This is a genomic window from Streptomyces halobius (genome assembly GCF_023277745.1).
GTDB lineage: Bacteria > Actinomycetota > Actinomycetes > Streptomycetales > Streptomycetaceae > Streptomyces > Streptomyces halobius.
Genome location: NZ_CP086322.1, coordinates 800,980 through 818,030 on the forward strand (window position 1 = coordinate 800,980; position 17,051 = coordinate 818,030).

A 17,051-nucleotide genomic window follows, 5' to 3' on the forward strand; every position below is an offset into this window, starting at 1 on the left:
CTCCGCCATCCTCTCGCACTGTGCAGGCGATCTACCAGCGACTCTTGCGCTCCACCGAGGCTATCCCAACAATGTTGCACCTAACGCAACGGAGGTTGGAGTGGCGAAAGCGGCCGATTTGGCGGGTGCGGCACACCTGATGCTCGTGGACGGGATCTCTTACCTGGACCCCGAACCGGCCGTGTTCGAGGCCATGCTGGAGGGGTGGACCAAGCAGCAGCGGGCCCGTTTCCTGAAGTGGGACGGAACCATCAAGCCGCGGCTGTCGCTGGTCCGCCGGTTCGCCGAGTTCTCCAACCAGTACCCATGGCAGTGGCAGTCAGCGGAGGTCGAGGCGTTCATCGACCGCTTGCGGGCGAAGACGCCGACATTCACGGTGTCGAGCGGCCGCAACTACCAGAACCACCTGCGGCTGTTCTGCGAGTACATCACCGATCCGCGCTATGGCTGGATGTCGGTCTGTCAGCAGCGTTTCGGTGAGGTGCCGGTCCAGATCCTGCACGAGTGGAATACCGTCACCCATGTCAGCGAGTACGAGGGCGACCCGAGTCGCCGGCCGCTGACCTACGACGAGATCCAGAGCATGTTCGATGCCGCCGACGGGCGAGTCGAGGAGATCCGAAAGCGCGGCCGCAAGGGCGCGTTGACCGCGATGCGCGACTCTGCCCTGCTCAAGACCTACTACGCCTACGGCATGCGGCGCCGGGAGAACGTCGGCCTGGACCTTGCCGACCTGCGGCGCAACCCGAAGGCTCCGCAGTACAAGCGCCACGGCGCGGTGTTCGTGCGCTGGGGCAAGTCCTCCAAAGGTAGCCCGCCCAAGCGCCGCACCATCTTCACCGTCCCCGAGATGGACTGGATCGTCGACGACCTCGACCACTACCTGACCGAGGTCCGGCCCCGGTTCAACGTGGGCAAGCACCCTGCGATCTGGGTCACCGAACGCGCCGGGCGCCTGTCACGCCGGTCGGCGAACGAAGCCTTCGGGGCCGCCAAGCAGGCCGCTGACCTGCCCGAAGAACTCAAATTGCACTGCCTGAGACATTCCTATATCACACATTTGACCGAATTTGATTACCCGGAGAGGTTCATCCAAGACCAGGCCGGTCATGGCTATGCCAGCACAACGGCCCTTTATACCGGCGTCTCGGACGAGTACCGCAACCGGCTGCTGCACAAGAAGTTGGGCCAGCGATTCCCCGGCATCTGGGAGGACCCGAAGTGATCAAGAAGATGGGCTACCGCTGGAACCTGCGCAAGCTCATGGCCGACCGGGAGATGTTCCAGACCACTGACCTGGTGCCGCTGCTGGCCGAACGGGGCGTCAACCTCTCGCGCGAGCAGGTCTTCCGCCTGGTCACGCAGCCGCCACAGCGGATGTCGATGGACACCCTCGCGGCTCTGTGCGACATCCTCGACTGCCAGCCCAACGACCTCATCGAGGTCCAGGTCGTCAACGAAGAGGTACGAAAGACCGCCAGCGGCGAGATGCCCGGCCCGCTTCCGGCCGTGCGCCGGACCTCGATCCGGCGGCCGGAGGGACTGTGAGCGCATCCTCACCCACGGCCCCGTCCACCGTCGCCCGGCTCGCCGCGCAAGCCGCCCGTCTGAAAGCTGCGACGGACGCCGTCGTCGGCCACCTCACTGCGGCTCTGCCATTGCTCGACGGTCAAGCAGCTGAGGCCGCGCTGGTGACCGCGGCCCCGATCCCTACCCGCGGGGCAGCCCGCTACCTGGAGGAACTCGCCGCCCACCTCGCTGGCCACCCGGACGCATTGACCTCGGGCAGCTCCCTCTGTCCACCAGTGCTGCTGCGGCTGGCCCAGGTGCTACACGAAGCCGGATATCCAGTTGTCCGCCCCGGATGCGCGCATTGCGGAACGATCCGGACTGACCTGCGGCAACTCCGCACCGAAGGGCGGCTCTGCGGCTCGTGCGACGCCCGAAGCCGCAAACGCGAAACCTGCGCACGCTGCCACCGTGACGGCCAGCGCGTCGTTGCCCGGCGCCCCGAGGGCCCGATCTGCAATCGCTGCTACCGCGCGGACCCCGCCACGTTCGAGGGGTGCGCCGACTGCGGGCAGCTTCGCCACCCGGTGGTACGACGGGACGACGGCCGAGGGCTGTGCATCAAGTGCTGGAAACGCCCCATGCACACCTGCGTGAGCTGCGGAAAGACGGCAGCCGCGGCCCTCGTTGACGACGACGGCGCACTCTGCCACCTCTGCTACAACCGCCATCGTCGACCACGGCGGCTCTGTGGTCGGTGCGGACAGCTCAAGCGCATCGCCCGCAACGCGCGCGACGGGCAGCTGGACCTCTGCGACGGCTGCTACCAGGGCCCCGACGCGACCTGTTCGATCTGCAGCCGGGTCCGCCCCTGCGCCAGCCGCGACGAGCAGGGACAGCCGGTCTGCGCCACCTGCTACCAGCGTCATCGCACCGGCGAGCCGTGCGCCCGCTGCGGCAAGACCAAGCCCAGCACCACCCGGTGGCCCATCGGGCCGGTCTGTCACGTCTGCTACACCGCCGTACTCCGGTCACCAGCCGAGTGCCCCCGCTGCGGCACGGTCCAGCCATTGATCGCGCGCGATGAGGAGGGCTCCGAGGTCTGCGGCCCCTGCGTCGGCTTCGCCGCCGACTACACCTGCAAGCAGTGCGGCCGGTCTGGCAACCCCCACAGCCGCGGCCGATGCGCTCACTGCGTCCTCGCTGAACGGGTCAACGCCCTGCTGGCTGGCCCCGACGGCACGGTCACCGCACAGTTGGGACCACTCGCGGCCGCGCTGGCGGACGCCCCCTCACCGTTCCCCGCCATCCAGTGGCTCAAGGAGAGCCCGAACACCAAGCTCCTCGCCCGGCTGGCATCCCAAAGGCACGAGCTCAGCCACGAGCTGCTGGACGAGCTCCCACCCAGCCGGAACCAGCGCTACATCCGCCAACTCCTTGTCCACACCGGAATTTTGGAGGAACGCAACGAGGACCTCGAACGCATCCCCGGCTGGCTGGAGCACGAGCTCGCGGACAAGCCGGCCACACACGCCAGTCTCGCCCGTCCATTCCTGCACTGGTTCCTGCTTCGGCGAGCACGCCAACGGGCCGCCATACGTCGCCCCCCCGCCTCCGCCGACCGCGACCTGCGGCGTCGCGTCAGCGTCGCCCTGGACTTCCTGGCCTGGATGGACCAACGTGGCCTGGCCCTCACCGACCTCGCCCAGGAGCACATCGACGACTGGATTGCGGGGGCCACCAGCCAGCGGCGCTACCTGATCCGCTACTTCCTGAAATGGACCACGAGCCGTCGGCTCACCCGTGAGCTGACCGTCCCCTCCATCCCGAGCCAGGAGCCCCAGGACCTGCTCGACGATGAGGATCGCTGGCGGCTCCTCCAACGCTGCCTGACCGACGATGCCCTGCCGACGGACGTCCGGGCCGGCGGCGCGATCACCCTGCTGTTCGGCGTGTCCACCGAACGTCTTTGCCACCTGACGCCTGAACACCTCAAGTTCGGTGACAAACACGCCCACCTGGTCCTGGGCCGCCACCCCGTCCTACTACCCCCACGGCTCGCCGAACTCCTTCGGCGACTTGCCGAACAGCCCCAACTGCGGCCGCAGCTCTCGCGAGCCCACCCCGGTCCTCAGTGGCTCTTCCCGGGCATGGTCCCGGGCAAGCCGATCTCGACGCACGGCATGACTCAGAAACTCAACCGGCACGGCATCACGGTTCGCACCGCACGCAACGGGGCGCTGGCTGCCCTCGCTGCTGATCTCCCCAGCCCGATCCTCGCCGACGTGACCGGGATGCACCGCCACACCGCGCTCCGCTGGGTCGCCTACGCCAGACGTGACTGGGCCGAGTACCTCGCTGCCCGAGCTGCGGACAAATCGGCAGACGCCGTTCAAGCCACCGACTAACCTCGCGAGGTTGTTCTTCGCGCATTCAGGAGGAGACCGCCATGGCCCAGCCATTCCCGCTCATCGAACCGTACGCGCACGGTCTCCTCGATGTCGGTGACGGCAACCGGATCTACTGGGAGACGAGTGGCAACCCCGACGGAAAGGCGGCCCTGTGCGTGCACGGCGGTCCCGGCAGCGGGGGCCGCCGCGGCAGCCGCAAGCTATTCGACCCCGAGGTCTACCGGATCGTCCTGTTCGATCAGCGTGGCTGCGGTGAGAGCCAGCCGCACGTCTCCGACCCGGCTGTCAGCCTCGATCACAACACCACCGAGCACCTGATCGCCGACATGGAGCGGCTACGCGAGCACCTGGGCATCGAGCGCTGGCTCCTCTACGGCGGCTCCTGGGGCTCGACGCTGATTCTCGCCTATGCCGAGCGCTACCCCCGAGCGGGTCTCCGAGATCGTCATCGCCGGCGTCACCATGACCAGGCCCGAGGAGACCGACTGGCTCTACCACGGCGTCGGACGCCTGCTGCCCGGCCCCTGGGAAGCGTTCCGCGACGCACTGCCGGAGGCAGACCGAGGCGACAATCTCGTGGCCACCTACAACCGGCTGATGAACAGCCCGGACGAGGCCGTCCGGGTCAAGGCCGCGCGGGACTGGTGCGCTTGGGAGGACGCCGTCATCGCCCACGAGGCACTCGGCAAGCCCGGCGCATACAGCGACAAGCCCGACGACGCCCTGATGGCCTTCGTCCGGATCTGCGCGCACTACTTCGCAAACGACGCCTGGCTGGAGGACGGACAACTGCTGCGTGACGCGGACCGGCTGGCCGGGATCCCGGCGGTGCTGATCCACGGCCGACTCGACCTGGGCAGCCCGCTGAAGACCGCATGGGAGTTGTCCAAAGCATGGCCAAACGCGGAGCTGAAGGTGATCGACGACTCCGGACACACAGGCAGCCCCGCGATGCAGGACGCGATCCTGGAGGCGATTGCGCAGTTCGGCAAGAGCGGACGGTGACTGGCTCCGCACTGCGCTGTGAGCTCCTCGCCTCAGAAGAGTGCCAGAGGACGGGAATAGCGCACGGTCGGAATAACCCCCTCCCGCCAGTACTGGCCGAGATCGGGTCGTCCTCCTGCCCGCCGCCGACAGAGGTGTCGGGGGGCCGGGTCCGCTACCGGATTGCCTCGAAGCTCATCAAGAAGCGGCGCTGGGGCGGTGAGCCGGATGAGTGGGTCGTGCTCGAAGAGGCATACAGGTCAGCCGAGTTGAATCTCCGTCTCGGCGGGGAGCGGATCGACAAGGCCCCGTTCGGCACCACCAGCTTCTCCTTCGCGGGCCTGTTCGAGAAGTTCAAGACCTTCGTCGACGGCCCGGAGGGCCAGCGCCTCGGACTGCCGCACATTCCGCCGGGGCCGGTCACCAGCCGCGGTGTGCGCCGAACCCTGGCCATCGCGGTCGCATACCGGCCCGGCGGACTGCTGGCGGCAAAGGTGCAGATCAAGCAGGTGCATGCGGCCACAACCGAGGGGTATGCGCACCGCCCCGGTGGCGCCCAGGGCCTGTTCATGGCCGAGGTCGCCGAGCTCGAACGCGACCGTCAGCTGCAGCTCACCAAGGCGGCGTGGGACGACTTCAAAGAAGGCAGGATGCCCTCCGGCCCCGGCGCCCCGATGCTCATCGCTGCCTTCGAGCACATCGACGCCCAGCTCGCGGAGACGCCGCCAGGTCCGGCCCATGTCCTCGACGTCGACCAGCAGTTGATCAACCTGCTGCGGCCGCACGCGGAGCGGCTCCATGTCGGTGTGGCCAATTACTGCTGGTTCCGTGATCCGGCCAAGGCCCTGTGCCTGCGCCTGGCCGGCGCCGTCATCGGCCCCGATAGCAAGCCCTTGATCGGCATGTGCGACGCGGCCCGCTGTCCGCAGGCCACCCACCACGGAGAACACCGCTCTGTGTGGCTGAGCAGCGCCGACCGTAGTCGGAAGCTGCTGACCGTGCTGCCGCGCAGCCAGAAGGACGCCCGCACCCGCATCCAGATGGACGTTGACCGCTCCCAGCGCGTTGTAGACGCCATCGACGCCGCGCTCGCCGTCTGAGGAGAGGTGACATGCCCCGCATCAGTACCGACACCCGTGCCCGCAATGAGGAAGCCATCCGGGCTGCCATGGACCGGCTGCTGCGCGGCGAGCTGCCGTCCGGCGGACGCTGCGACATCAAGACCCTGGCCGCTGAGGCCGGCGTCCCGCGGACCGGTTTCTACGCCAAGCGCAATCGCGACGGTTCCGAGCGGCGAGGCCCCTACCAGCACCTGGCCGAGGAGTTTGAGCGGCGCCTGAAGGCGCTGCAGGACGCCGGGACGGTGCCCGACCCGCGTGACGGGCAGATCGCCCGGCTCAAGGAGGACAACGCCGCCCTGCGCGACCGCGTGTCCGCCCGGGATGCCGAGATCGCTGAACTGAAGACGTCCCGGCAGCGGGCCCTGTCGCAAATCACGGCCCAGGACGCCGAACTCCAGCGGCTGCGCCGCCAGCTCGAAAGCGGCACCGTGCGACGCCTTCCGGCACCCGGGCCGGCCCCGTTTGGTTCCTGCAGCTGACCGCCACCGCGAGCAAGGGGCCTGCCCGATGCCGTGGCGGATATCGCAACAGACCGAAGGCGCTACACGTGCAGGAGAACGAGGCTCTGCGGTCAAGTACTACGGTTCCACCACCGTGGCCTACGAGCATGAACTCGCCCAGCTCGACGAGCAGGGCCACCGGCCGCTGCGGACGCGGGGTCAGGTGATCTGGGTGGTGCGGTCTGACGTACCTGCCTGAAGTCTGGAGTGCGGTCAGGCGGGTTCGCGGCCGAGGAGGTGGGCGCGCTGGTAGTAGGCGTACAGGCCGTCGAAGACGGGCTTGGTGACGGCCATGGTGTGGTTGTCGTCGCCGGTCATGGACAGGCCGCGCAGGATGACATCGAGGCCCGGGGCTTCGGGGGCGTCGAAGCGTTCGTCGTCGATGTCGGCCTCGTGGACGATCTCGGCGATGCGCTGCAGGGCCGGGTCGTCGGTGAGGTCGTAGCGGCGCAGGATGGTCTCGAAGCTGCAGTCGCCCTGATGGTGGCCCAGCTCCACGCCGCGCATGTCGAACGCGGTGGCATCGTGGGGGACTTGGTCGGGGTCGGTGACGAAGACGAACGCGGCGTCGGGGTCGATGAACCGGTGGATCAGCCAGGCGCAGGCGGCGCGGTCGATGTGGATGCCGGCGCGGGTGGCCCACTTCATGCGGACTCACTCTCCTCGGGATCGTGGCTGCGGTGGTCGGGGTGCAGGGCGGCCACGGCGGTCTCGGCGGCACGCCGGGCCGGTGGGGGGAAGTAGTCGCGGCGGTGGATGCGTCGCAGTTCGGCGCGCAGCTTGCGCAGGACCCGCCTGCGGGTGGGCTCATCGGCGGTGCGGGCTTGTTCGGCCTGGGCGAGGACCTGCTGGTATTCGGCGGCGCGGGCGGCGGCCATGGCCTGGGCGAGGGTGCGTTCCTGGGCGGCGCTGGCGGGCTGGGCGAGCCAGATGGTCGCGGTGCCGTCGGCGTCGAGGATCTCGTCGGCTATCCATTCCAGGTGTTCGCGGGTGCGGGCGTCGGCGGGCAGGGCGACCAGGCCGTCGGAGAGCTGGGCGACGCCGAGCCGTTTGAGTTTGCGCCAGATGGTAATGCGCGGGGTGGAGGGCTCGCGGGGGATGCGGTAGCTCAGCAGCACCCACTGCCCGCCCACCCCGGGCGTGGTCACGGCCTGGTATCCCGCGGCCCCAGGCCGGCCACGCGGGCGATCCAGTACAGCCCGGACAGGGTGATCAGCACGAACACCGCGTCGTCGAGCGGGTCGGCGATCGGCTCCAGGGCACGGTCCAGGACGTTGACGTCGGTGACGAACGCGCCCCAGGCGAACGCGCCGATCAGCAGCAGCACAAAGGCCACCCAGTCCAGGGCATTACGCGGTCGCATACGGACAAGTCTCCTTCACAGCGGGGGCGGCCAGGTTGGCGGGGTGGCGTCAGCCAGCGGGGGTGACGGACGTCTGGTCGACGGCCTTCTTGAGTGTGCGGGCCAGCTTCACGGCATCGTCGTTACCCCAGAAGTGCATGTAGAACAGGCGCGGGTTGTCGCCCAGGCCGTGGTTGTGGAGTTCGACGATGTCGATGCCGCCGCCGCGCAGCGCCTTGATCACCTTCTGGACCTCGTCGGCGGTCATGGCGAAGTCGCCGTTGATGACCGCGTTGCCGTCGCCGGTGGGCTGGAAGCCGATCGCGGTGGTCACCCCCATGGCCGGGGGAAGCACCTTGCCGTGGTCGGTGATCGTCTCGTCGCGGGTGAAGGAGAACTTGTAGATCCCGCCCGCGTTCTTGCCCTTGGTGCCCATGGCTTTGTCGATGGCCTTGGTGTCCAGGTCCGGCTTCTGGTCGGACGGGGGCGAGGGCGCGGGGGTGGCGGTGGTGTTCAGCGCGGCACGGATGCCGCGGGCGATCTTGTCCGCGTCCTTGCCCTGGGCGTGGAAGTGGGTCCACCACACCTGCGGGGAGTGGGCGAGCAGGTGCTTGTGCACCGCGGTCTGGGCGATGCCGGCCTTCTGCAGGGCGTCGGTGACCTTCGGCATCTCCTCCTCGGTCACCACCAGGTCGCCCATCGCCATCGTGGTGCCGTCGCCGTAGCGGGCGAAAGCCGCCCACGAGCCCAGCGACAGGCCCGCCTTGACCGTAACCCCCTTGGAGGTGACCTTCAGGTCGCTGCGGGGAAACCCGGTCCGGTACACGGTGCCGCCCGACAGCTTGCCCTCACGGCCCAGCGCGTCGGCCACGCCCTTCCAGTCCTCCTCGCTGGTCTTGACCGGCTCCATGCCCTTCCCCGTGGCTGCGGCGTGCGCCGCATTGCTGCCGTCCTCCCTCCCGGCCGAGGACCCGTTGTCACTGGCGCAGGCGCCGGCCAGCAGCACCACCCCCGCCACCGCGCCCAGCCGCAACGTCTTCGTGGAGATCATCACCACTCCTTGGTTCTCGTCTCCAGCAGTTGATGCAACCATGGTTACACCAAATAGCCGGGGCGGGACAACCGCCTCGCCGGCCACCGGGGACGCTGCCGCGCCGGTGCATCCCCGGGGGCCGCACCACACCCGACGCGAGCACGAGCCCAAGGAGCCTGGCCGGTGACTGCTACCGACGACCCCGCACGCCCCCGCCCGAGTGACGGCCGGGATCTGATCCCGTTCCGGCAGGCGCTGCGCACCTGGTTCGCGATCTCGCTGCAGACCTTCGGGGGTCCGGCCGGGCAGATCGCGGTGATGCAGCGGACCCTGGTGGAGGAGAAGCGGTGGATCGGCCAGCAGCGGTTCAACCACGCGCTGAGCTACTGCATGCTGCTGCCCGGCCCCGAGGCCCAGCAGCTCGCCGTCTACATCGGCTGGCTGCTCAACGGCACCCGCGGCGGCCTGGCGGCGGGCACCCTGTTCGTGCTGCCCGGCATTGTGGCGCTGCTGGCGCTGTCCGCCCTCTACGTCGGCTTCGGCCAGGCCGCCGCCGTCACCGGCCTGTTCGCCGGCCTCGCCCCCGCGGTGGTGGCCATCGTCACCCAGGCGGTATGGCGGGTCGGCCGCCGCTCGCTGACCCACATCGCCCACATCGCCCTCGCAGTCGCCGCGTTCGCCGCTCTGGCACTGTTCGCCGTGCCGTTCCCGCTCGTGATCGCCACCGCCGCGATAGCCGGCTGGCTGATCGCCCGCTACCTCCCCACCACCCGCACACCCCCGCCCGACACCGGCCATGGCGGACCCGCGCCGCCGATCGCGGATGGCGCCCTGCACCACGAGCGCCCCGGCCTCCGCCGCACGCTGCGCATCGCGGCCATCGGCCTGGCCCTGTGGGCCGCCCCGCTGGCCACCGTCGCCGCACTCATCGGCACCGGCAGCACCTTCACCGCCCAAGGGCTGTTCTTCTCCGGCACCGCGCTGGTCACCTTCGGCGGCGCCTACGCGGTGCTCGCCTACGTCGCCCAGCAAGCCGTCCAGACCTACGGCTGGCTGACCCCCGGGGAGATGGTGCGCGGCCTGGCCCTGGCCGAATCCACCCCCGGCCCGCTCATCATGGTCGTGCAGTTCGTCGCCTTCCTCGGCGCCTACCGCGACCCCGGCACACTTACCCCCTGGGCCGCCGCCCTGCTCGGCGCGCTGCTGACCACCTGGGTCACCTTCGTGCCCTGCTTCCTGTTCATCTTCCTCGGCGCCCCCCACATCGAGCGCCTGCGCGGCAACCCACACATCTCCGCCGCCCTGAAGGGCATCACCGCCGCTGTCGTCGGCGTCATCGCCAACCTGGCCCTGTACTTCGCCGAACACACCCTCTTCACCACCGTGGACACCGTCACCTTCGGACCACTGCACCTCCAGCTGCCCGACCCCGCCACCCTGCGGCCCGCCGCCCTCGCCATCGCGCTGACCGCCGCACTGCTGATCTTCAAGCTGCGCTGGAGCATGCTGCGCACCCTCAGCACCTGCGCCGCCCTCGGCCTGACCGCCGCCCTGGCCGGCCTGACCTGACCGATGCCTCAGACAGGGAGATAGACCCCGCAGATAATGGCCTGCTACTTTACGTAGTCACTGTCAACGGGATCGCGGACTTGCCAATCGACTGTCAATGAAGTGCCTTCGTTAGCTCACGAAACCGCGGAACCTAGAAATGTGTGTAGGGATCCGCCACTTCGTTAGCACTGGCTTCTGCGGAAACGCCGGAATCCGGATGCGGTGAGCAGTGATGGTGTCGGTGGATGGTGAGCAATCGACGGTTCTTCCTCGCTCGAAGCGGTTGACAGTGCGTGAGGTACTAATGGTCTGCGTGATCGCCGGTTTGGCTGACCGCGCCTCACCGGCTGTGTACATCCGCGGTCGATGTATCTGCGACGGTTGGAACGAGTCCCGGTTGGCGCGCTGCTGCGCCTGCCAACCGGGCGGTGCTTATGAGCCCCGTGGTTTCCCGACTGGGGAGAGCAGAAGTATGGCCGCGTCAGGTGCTGCGGTGGCGTCGATTACCGGTGGCTGCGCACCTGGCTGGCCGTCACAGACGAAGGATCGTCGTCTACCGGCGCCACCTCGCCGCGCTGCGGGGCATCGCGAAACTCCTGGGTTGCACGGTCAACCCCACGCACCGGTAAGCGGGTTGGGCAATTGTGCCCATTGGTCGCCCCCGGTCAGCCGCATCAGCGTGAGCGCCTTCGTCGGCAGCGGCTCCGTCCGGAGCGCCCGCAGGTCCGCCGTCGGGGCGAGATCCCGGGCGGCGGCCTCCAGGACCGTGCCCAGCATCGGGGCGTCCCCCACCAGCGGGCCCAGTGCCCCCGTGACCAGGCCGCCGAGGACTTTGCGGCGCAGGGCGGAGGGACCGTCGTTCAGCAGCCTGCCGGTCAGCGGCGGTGCCGGGAAGCTGTGCCGGGCCAGTCGGGCTGGGCTGATCCGGATGTCGGCGAGGTCGCGGTAAACGAGCCGGCGGGCTCGGCCCTCCGCGTCGACGACGGCGAGGAGGTTCTGCCCGTGCGCCTCCAGGGCCACTCCGAGATCGAGCAGGTCCAGGCAGACGCCGAGGGCCAGCCGCGCGAAGCCGGTGATCCGCTCCAGCCGCGCCCGAGGAGCGTACTGTGCGAGGTACGCGGGTAATTCGGCCACGGGGACGACCTGTTCCCCCGCCCCGGCATACGCGTGCGGTGACTCCCGCAGCACCGCCGCCAGATCCGGCGTGCCCGCCCCCGCCGCCGCCAGCGTTCGGGTGATGTGCAGCCGCCCGCCCAGGCGGTCCGCGACGCGCGCGGCGATGTCGGAGGTGACCATGGCATTTTCCACCGAGTAGGCGGAGATATCCCGTACAGCGGACGTCAGCTGGGTGCTCACCGCGGTCTTGACGTGGACGTTCCCGCCGAGGTCGAGTGTGCGCAGGGCCAGCAGCGGATGGGCCCGCGGCCCAGGGAGCACTGTACGGCCGGCCAGGACATGCTCCGCCTGCCAGGGGTGCGCCGGGATCAGCACCGCGTCGCCGTCCCGGAGTCCAGACGGCCACGGGCCGCGCACCGTGGCGCCCGTCACGGGTGCCAGCCGCAGGCCCACCACCGGGCGGTGCTCCGGGGCGTACGCCAGCTGCTCGGTGGCCGAGAAGCCGGGGCGGGACCGGCAGGCGGGGTGGTACGGATGGCCGTCCGGCGACCGCTGCTCCCACTCCCACGGCCGCGTGGGCGGCTCCGTCGGGCGAGGCGCCGTGCGGGACAGCGCCAACGAGGCGACGCTGCCGTCGAGTTCGGCGGCGAAACGCGCCCAGCCCGGCACGGCCAGGGCAGTCATCAGCCGGGCCGGATGGCCGTACGGGACGCCGTCCAGCTCCAGCGAGCCGACCGCTGTCCCCGTCGCCCAGGGGTCTGACGGCGGGCCGTGCAGCCGGCGTCCGTCGGCCAGCCGCAGCGTGACGCCGTCGCCCCCGGGCGTACGGCCCGTGACACAGGGCAGCGGCTCATGGACCAGCCCGCGCCACAGCCGGGCCAGCACTGCTGCCCTCGCGCCGGGCAGCGCGGCCAGGTAGGGGATGAGCAACTCCGGTCGGTCGCTGTCCAGTTCGGCTGCGAGGTCCCGCTCGGCGACGGTGTGGCACACGCGCATGTCCTACCGCCCCGGAACGCAGATCACACATACTGATGGTTGATGAACACCTTCGCCCGGGCGGCCGACGCACTGGCCGTGACGCCGTTGCTCAACTGCCTCCTCCTAGAAGCCGCCGCACCGGCCGGGGAACCGGTCGCCGGCCGTGCCGTCCACCGCCTACGCGTCAGCGGCCGGCTGCTGCGCGTGCGCACCGGCCACCGGCCCGCCGCGCCCGAACTGTGGACCGGCGGCACCTGGCGGCCCCTGGGGCACTCCGGGCTCGTCGACCTCGCCGTCCAGGAGATGCACGCCACCACCGGACGCTCCAACGCCGCCCTGATCGCCGAGATGACCGCCAGCCGCGCGGCCGTGGAAGCCCTCCTCGCCGCCCGGGCCACCGCCACCCCACCCGACGACCCATGGCTGCGCTCCGAACAGTCCCTGGTCATGGGCCACCCCTTCCACCCGGCCCCCAAGGCCCGCAGCGGCGGCGGCCCACCCACCGCCTGGCTGCGCTACGCCCCCGAGGCGTACGCCCGCTTCCCGCTCGCCCTGCTGGGCGTGCGTGAGGACATGGTGATCGACGACGGCGACACCACGGCCCTCGACACCTTAGGCGAGGCCCCACCCGGCTACCGCCTGCTGCCCGCCCACCCCTGGCAGCTCGGCCTTGCCCACCGCCTGCCCGCCGTACGCACCGCCTTCGCCGAGGGCCGCCTCGTCCGGCTGGGCACCACCCCCTGGCAGGCCCGGGCCACGTCATCGGTGCGTACGGTCCACGTCCCAGGGAGCCCCGAACGCGCCGGGGCCGCCGACGACTTGTTCCTGAAGTTCAGCCTGGAGGTGCAGATCACCAACGACGTCCGGCGGATGCGGCGGCACGAACTGCGCCAGGTGCGCCGCACCGACCCGCTGGTTACCGCCGCCTTCCGGGCGATGGGTGGCCCCGCGGCCTGGCTGACCGAACGCGGGCACCGCACGGTCCGCGGCCTTGACGAGGCGTTCCCCGTCCTCGTCCGCGATGGCCTGGACGGCCACGTGGTCCCCGGCGCCACCGCCGTCCTGACCGCCGCCCTCCCCGAGGGCTTCGACGGCAGTCCCCTCGACCGCCTCACCGACCCGCTGCCCTGGTGGTCGGCCTATCTGGGCTGTATCGTCCCGCCCGTGCTGGAGGCGTACGCCCGGCACGGCATCGCGGTCGAGTGCCACCTCCAGAACACCCTGGTCGCCGTGGACGCCGACGGCACCCCCATACAAGCCGTCTTCCGCGACACCGAGGGCGCCAAGGTGATTCCCTGGACGCCTCGCGAGGTCGCCTGGCGGCGCCTGGTGTACTGCCTCGTCGTCAACAACCTCACCGAGATCGCCGGCGCCCTCGCCCACCGCTTCCCGGGGGCCTCCAGGGCCCTGTGGCCCGCCGCGAGGCGGGAGTTCGAGCGGTACGACAAGGAGCGCGGCTTCCCGGGGGCCGAGGCGGAGGCGCTCCTCACCGGGCCAACGGTCCCGGGCAAGGCCAACCTGCTGTCCCGCTGGATCGACGCGGACGGCACCGACCCCCGTTACCTCCCCGCCCACAACCCGCTGGCCATACGCCCGTGAAACAGTGTCGGGGAAGCCGTGCCCGAGTAGCGGGTCATCCCGGTGCACCGATCGAACTTCACGCCACGGCTTCGATTGCGTGAAGCTCGCCAAGTGCAACTGCTGGAACGGAACGTCACATACCGACGCATCCTCGTACCGGATCCACGCCATGGGGCCCTTCCGTGTACGGCAGTGACTCCGCCCGCGCGCCGTACTGCCATGCTGAGAATGGTACGGAGAACGGGCGGTACACAGTCAGGGAAGATCGGAAGAGGCCCGTCAGGGCCACTACTGAACGTGACCATTGTCAACGGGATCGCGGATTTGCTAATCCGTTGCTAACGAACTGCCTTCACTGCTAACCAAATCGCGGATCCTAGATGTGTGTAGGGACCGCAGCTCCGTGAGCACGGGCTCCTGCGGAATCTCCGAATTCCGCGCGTGGTGAGCACTGCTTCTGGCCGCGGATCATGAGCAGAACGTCTCGCTGGGATGTCCTCGGCGGTCGCTCTGAGTAGCGCCTGCCGTCATCGGCCATCCGAATGTGGGGCAACAGGGCGCCATAAATGGTGCGTTGTGGATGGGCTCTCCGAGGGTGTCGTGGGGCGGGGTGGTGCATCAATGGTCGCGACGGATCCCCGGTTTCGGTAACCGGGGATCCCGGGCTATGGATAGAAGTGCGTCATCGCGCCGTGGCCCCAGTGCGTGAACCGTCCATCCGGTCTCGCACGACGAAGTCGCATCGAGAGTGCCGCGGCCGACGGTGGCGCACTTTCCCTGGGCAAGCGCACTGGTCAGGCGTGAGGAGAAGCCCCGTGACGTTGTTCAGGGTGAGCCGCGTGCCAGGCATCCCAGATCTCTTGGCGGAGCCTGCCCCGTGGCGGAACGTCGAGGTCTTGCCTGCGAGCCCAGGCTCGGACTTCCGCGACGGCCGGCACCGATAGATGTGTGGTCGTCACGTCTGAGGTCCGCGCGGCGGGCACAGGCTTTTGGATGACGCGCCCTTTGAAGGAGGCGGGGCTGGTCAGGAAGAGCGTGTCGAGGCGGGGCTGGTCGAAGCCCTCGCCGACCAGTTTGTCGATCGCCAGGAGTACCAGCGGCTTGGTGGTCTCCTCGGCCAGGACGGCGCGGATTCGGGCGCGTTCGGCCGGTGGCAGACCGCCGTGGAGCATCAAGGGTTCGACGCCGTGTGGCTTCAGGGCTGCAGCCAGCTGGTGGATGTGTTCCACGCGATTGGTCAGGGCCAGGCTGCACCGGCCGCGCGCGGTGGCGTCGGCGATGTCCGTGGCGATTTGCGCGTTGCGGTCGGCGTGGTGGGCGAGTTCGGTGTAGATGGCCTGGAAGGAGGCTCCGTCGTTACCCGGCTCGTCGGTGGTGAAGACGGTGGGGTGCACGACGAGGTGCTTGGCGAAGGTGCTGGCGTCTTCGATCTCATGGCGGATCGGGCCGCACTGCATCGTGATGACCGGGTCCATCTGGTCTGCCCGATAGGGGGTCGCGGACAGGCCGACCTATCGTCCGGCCTTCGCCGTACGGATCGCGGCTTCGGCACCGGGTGCTCCCACGGCGTGGCACTCGTCCACGATGACTAGGGCCTGTCCGACGGATCATGTGACTTCTCACGCTCCGGCCCGTTGGCATGTTCATGGGGCGGGGAGATCTTACGAACGGAGAGTGGGCCCGGTTGAAGCCGCATCTGCCGAAGTCCGGGCAGCGCGGTGGCCGTTGGGTCAGTCACCGAAGGGTCATCAACGGGATTCTGTACCGGAACCGGACTGGGGTGCCGTGGCGGGACCTGCCTGCCCGTTTCGGGAAGTGGAAGACGGTATATGAGCGGCACAGACGTTGGTCGGCGGACGGCACGTGGGACAAGATCTACGCGGCCGTCCTGGCCGACGCGGATGCCGAGGGCCGCATCGACTGGTCGATGGTGAGCGTGGACTCCACCACCTGCCGGGCCCACCAGCACGCCGCGGGAGCACGCAAGAGATCCCCGCGGGTGCCGGGAAAAGACGCACGCCCCGGCAGCACCGCCCCGATGAGGGACTCGGACGCTCCCGGGGCGGTCTCACCTGCAAGATTCACCTCGCAGGGGAAGGCGGACGCCGCCCTCTGGCCTTGCTGATCACTCCGGGCCAGTGGGGCGACGCCCCGCAACTCATCCCCGTAATGGAACGTATCCGTGTCGGTCGGCTCAGCGGCGGACGCCCCCGCACCCGACCGGACCGCCTCGGCGGCGACAAGGCCTATTCCTCCCGGCGTAACCGCCGCTACCTGCGGCGACGGCAGATCAAGCACACCATCCCCGAGCCGAAGAACCAGCGGGCGAACCGCCAACGCCGCGGCAGCAAGGGCGGACGGCCCGCCGGCTTCGACAAGACGATCTACAAGCGCAGGAACGAAGTGGAGCGGACGATCAATGCCCTCAAGAACTCCCGGGCCGTGGCCACGAGGTTCGACAAGCGCGCCTACGTCTTCCACGGCACCGTCACCGTTGCCGCGATCCGACTGTGGCTCAGGACGTGATCAGGCGGCCGGGATTCAGAGCCACCGCTGTGCCGACTCGACGCTGTCCCCGACACTGGTGTTGAACGCAATGGCGGCCTGGGGCGCATGGCGCCGGATCAAGTTCACGATCTGTTCGAAGAGCGGAAGCAGCGGCTCGGTCTTGCGGATCCCGCCGCCGACGACCACGACATCCCACGGCTGCTTGGTCAACGATGCGACGAGGGTAGACTCGGCCGATTCGTCGAACACGATCAGCGTCATGGCCGCGTCGATGCCGTGCTCACCGAACCGGGCCAGCTCCGCATCGAGCGCCGCGCGAAGAGCCTCTCCGTCGACGCCAGGTATCGCTTGCGGGTCGTAACCAACAATAAGTGCAGAAGACATGCGGCCAACCTACCGAGCCCTACCCGAACATGA

General features: G+C 69.3%; 15 protein-coding genes and 1 pseudogene. 9 read left to right on the forward strand and 7 right to left on the reverse strand.

All coding sequences use genetic code 11. The features are described from left to right. Positions 1-100: 100 nt before the first annotated feature. The 6 genes and pseudogenes from K9S39_RS03745 (at position 101) to K9S39_RS03770 (ending at position 6,504) form a co-directional block, all read left to right on the forward strand. Entirely contained in the window at positions 101-1,225 is a 1,125-nt protein-coding gene (locus tag K9S39_RS03745; protein WP_248861910.1) for a tyrosine-type recombinase/integrase, read from the forward strand. Further along, positions 1,222-1,548, forward strand: a complete 327-nt coding sequence (locus K9S39_RS03750; protein WP_248861911.1) for a helix-turn-helix domain-containing protein — start codon at positions 1,222-1,224, stop codon at positions 1,546-1,548. The genes K9S39_RS03745 and K9S39_RS03750 overlap by 4 nt, the downstream gene beginning before the upstream one ends. Continuing rightward, positions 1,545-3,917, forward strand: coding sequence for an XRE family transcriptional regulator (locus K9S39_RS03755; protein WP_248861912.1), 2,373 nt, complete (start codon positions 1,545-1,547; stop codon positions 3,915-3,917). Before K9S39_RS03750 ends, K9S39_RS03755 begins: the two co-directional genes overlap by 4 nt. 41 nt (positions 3,918-3,958) lie before the next feature. Then, positions 3,959-4,925: pseudogene (pip, locus tag K9S39_RS03760) on the forward strand (prolyl aminopeptidase). 134 nt (positions 4,926-5,059) lie between these two features. Further along, entirely contained in the window at positions 5,060-6,004 is a 945-nt protein-coding gene (locus tag K9S39_RS03765) for a hypothetical protein (protein ID WP_248861913.1), read from the forward strand. 11 nt (positions 6,005-6,015) lie between these two features. Next, on the forward strand, positions 6,016-6,504 hold the full coding sequence (locus tag K9S39_RS03770; RefSeq protein WP_248861914.1) for a hypothetical protein: 489 nt from the start codon (positions 6,016-6,018) through the stop codon (positions 6,502-6,504). Between the two features lie 234 nt (positions 6,505-6,738). Here K9S39_RS03770 and K9S39_RS03775 read toward each other — a convergent pair whose 3' ends face one another. From K9S39_RS03775 to K9S39_RS03790, 4 genes are read right to left on the reverse strand one after another with little or no spacing between them, the layout of a single operon-like run. Next, positions 6,739-7,173, reverse strand: coding sequence for a chromate resistance protein ChrB domain-containing protein (locus K9S39_RS03775; protein WP_248861915.1), 435 nt, complete (start codon positions 7,171-7,173; stop codon positions 6,739-6,741). Further along, positions 7,170-7,673, reverse strand: coding sequence for a Chromate resistance protein ChrB (locus K9S39_RS03780; RefSeq protein WP_248861916.1), 504 nt, complete (start codon positions 7,671-7,673; stop codon positions 7,170-7,172). Before K9S39_RS03780 ends, K9S39_RS03775 begins: the two co-directional genes overlap by 4 nt. Continuing rightward, positions 7,670-7,888, reverse strand: a complete 219-nt coding sequence (locus K9S39_RS03785; RefSeq protein ID WP_248861917.1) for a DUF378 domain-containing protein — start codon at positions 7,886-7,888, stop codon at positions 7,670-7,672. The genes K9S39_RS03780 and K9S39_RS03785 overlap by 4 nt, the downstream gene beginning before the upstream one ends. A 49-nt stretch (positions 7,889-7,937) precedes the next feature. Continuing rightward, the gene (locus K9S39_RS03790; RefSeq protein ID WP_248861918.1) at positions 7,938-8,918 is read right to left on the reverse strand and encodes a DUF1259 domain-containing protein; all 981 of its coding nucleotides are present in this window, start codon (positions 8,916-8,918) and stop codon (positions 7,938-7,940) included. 165 nt (positions 8,919-9,083) lie between these two features. On the opposite strand from K9S39_RS03790, the gene chrA reads away from it, so the two are divergent. Further along, positions 9,084-10,469 carry a chromate efflux transporter gene (gene chrA, locus K9S39_RS03795; RefSeq protein WP_248861919.1) on the forward strand — a complete coding sequence of 462 codons (1,386 nt, stop codon included), beginning with the start codon at positions 9,084-9,086 and terminating at the stop codon, positions 10,467-10,469. A gap of 591 nt (positions 10,470-11,060) precedes the next feature. Here chrA and K9S39_RS03800 read toward each other — a convergent pair. Continuing rightward, complete coding sequence (locus K9S39_RS03800) at positions 11,061-12,563, reverse strand: IucA/IucC family siderophore biosynthesis protein (protein WP_248861920.1); 1,503 nt, start codon at positions 12,561-12,563, stop codon at positions 11,061-11,063. A gap of 42 nt (positions 12,564-12,605) precedes the next feature. Here K9S39_RS03800 and K9S39_RS03805 point away from each other — a divergent pair, with 42 nt between their 5' ends. Continuing rightward, the gene (locus tag K9S39_RS03805; protein ID WP_248861921.1) at positions 12,606-14,144 is read left to right on the forward strand and encodes an IucA/IucC family protein; all 1,539 of its coding nucleotides are present in this window, start codon (positions 12,606-12,608) and stop codon (positions 14,142-14,144) included. 776 nt (positions 14,145-14,920) lie between these two features. Here the strand turns inward: K9S39_RS03805 and K9S39_RS03810 are convergent. Continuing rightward, on the reverse strand, positions 14,921-15,601 hold the full coding sequence (locus tag K9S39_RS03810) for an Lsr2 family DNA-binding protein (RefSeq protein ID WP_248861922.1): 681 nt from the start codon (positions 15,599-15,601) through the stop codon (positions 14,921-14,923). A 170-nt stretch (positions 15,602-15,771) separates the two neighbouring features. Here K9S39_RS03810 and K9S39_RS03815 point away from each other — a divergent pair. Next, positions 15,772-16,652 (forward strand): IS5 family transposase gene (locus tag K9S39_RS03815; RefSeq protein ID WP_248861923.1). Its coding sequence is split into 2 segments (ribosomal slippage): positions 15,772-16,132 and positions 16,132-16,652, totalling 882 coding nucleotides; the frame shifts between segments, so codons are not numbered across the junction. Positions 16,653-16,667: 15 nt separating this feature from the next. On the opposite strand, the gene K9S39_RS03820 is transcribed toward K9S39_RS03815, so the two are convergent. Beyond that, complete coding sequence (locus K9S39_RS03820; RefSeq protein WP_248861924.1) at positions 16,668-17,018, reverse strand: hypothetical protein; 351 nt, start codon at positions 17,016-17,018, stop codon at positions 16,668-16,670. Positions 17,019-17,051: the final 33 nt, after the last annotated feature.

What these genes read in the sequence shown, in the direction of transcription:
- K9S39_RS03770 (WP_248861914.1), top strand. Translation starts at nt 6,016, where the DNA reads ATGCCCCGCATCAGTACCGACACCCGTGCCCGCAATGAGGAAGCCATC.
- K9S39_RS03775 (WP_248861915.1), bottom strand. Translation starts at nt 7,173, where the DNA reads ATGAAGTGGGCCACCCGCGCCGGCATCCACATCGACCGCGCCGCCTGC.
- K9S39_RS03785 (WP_248861917.1), bottom strand. Translation starts at nt 7,888, where the DNA reads ATGCGACCGCGTAATGCCCTGGACTGGGTGGCCTTTGTGCTGCTGCTG.
- K9S39_RS03790 (WP_248861918.1), bottom strand. Translation starts at nt 8,918, where the DNA reads ATGATCTCCACGAAGACGTTGCGGCTGGGCGCGGTGGCGGGGGTGGTG.
- K9S39_RS03800 (WP_248861920.1), bottom strand. Translation starts at nt 12,563, where the DNA reads ATGCGCGTGTGCCACACCGTCGCCGAGCGGGACCTCGCAGCCGAACTG.
- K9S39_RS03805 (WP_248861921.1), top strand. Translation starts at nt 12,606, where the DNA reads ATGAACACCTTCGCCCGGGCGGCCGACGCACTGGCCGTGACGCCGTTG.
- K9S39_RS03810 (WP_248861922.1), bottom strand. Translation starts at nt 15,601, where the DNA reads ATGGACCCGGTCATCACGATGCAGTGCGGCCCGATCCGCCATGAGATC.
- K9S39_RS03820 (WP_248861924.1), bottom strand. Translation starts at nt 17,018, where the DNA reads ATGTCTTCTGCACTTATTGTTGGTTACGACCCGCAAGCGATACCTGGC.